Origin of the sequence: Bacillus sp. 2205SS5-2 (genome assembly GCF_037024155.1) — a bacterium.
Taxonomy (GTDB): domain Bacteria; phylum Bacillota; class Bacilli; order Bacillales; family Bacillaceae_K; genus Bacillus_CI.
Window position 1 is genome coordinate 115,680 of the sequence record NZ_JAYKTS010000012.1, and the last position, 1,056, is coordinate 116,735.

Sequence of the window (1,056 nt, forward strand, 5' to 3'; positions counted from 1 at the left end):
ATTTCAGCGTTAAGTTCTGAGTTCAGAAGAGTTTCATGGATTCGACTAAGAAATCATTCGAAACTATATAGCCAACCAGTTTGGTGATGGAAAAGACGATATATTCAAGATTGAGGAGTGAGTTTAGTCAAATTCAGTATGCTTCAGCTTAGGTACTTTGAGAAGACTTGAGTCTTGAATTGCGACTTTAGACGGTGACATTTATGTCTAAATCCACCTGCTTTAGCGGGTGGTCGTTTAAGATTTAGCTATTCTTGGAGTGGTTGATCTCTTTATTAACATTGTTCCGTTAAAGGGGGCAATAACTGGTGCGAAATGTTCCTGGCTCAAAAGAAATGTGGTCACACAATTTTGGTAAAGGTCAGGCAGTTTTAGTCTTCTAAAACTGAAGGGTTACATTGAGAGGTCGAATGAGGAGGTAACGTTCTGAAAGGCTTCCCCTGCGTCGAGTAGCACACCATCTAGTAAGAGATTTTGTGTTATAAGCTCGGTTAATAGGTGCGAGAATTTACCGTAACAGTTCGGCTGACGAAAGCCTATCCGATGGAGTGGTGTAAATCATGGTGCTTGGGTTGAACAAATATGTTGAGAATGCAAACTAATATAATAAACGTCATAAGAAAACGGTCAGAAGCACATAAACCGCTGACCGTTTTTATGCAAATAACATTGTTTTTTGGCTGCGAATAACTCAACCATTTCGTTGGTTAATCAGAAGTATCTACTTCAAAACAGAACTCGTTATCCTCAAGCTGTTTTTTTATTCATGGCGACGTTCTACTCCCACAGGGGGACCCCCAACTACCATCGGCGCTGGTTCGAGCGGCGATAAGCGGCGGATCTCCCCACTCTCACTCCCTTTCATGAATAGTATCTAGTTTCATTTAGTTCAAATTCAAGTTCAAGTTCAAAACAAAAAAACAGCCCTCAGGCTGTTTTTTAATAATGCATGGCGACGTCCTACTCTCACAGGGGGAAACCCCCAACTACCATCGGCGCAGAAGAGCTTAACTTCCGTGTTCGGTATGGGAACGGGTGTGACCTCTTCGCTAATGC

The 1,056-nt window shown here is 42.1% G+C and carries 1 rRNA gene; it reads right to left on the reverse strand.

From position 1 onward, the window contains the following. Positions 1-947 precede the first annotated feature (947 nt). Positions 948-1,056, reverse strand: a 5S ribosomal RNA gene (gene rrf / locus U8D43_RS10345); the annotation flags it as partial.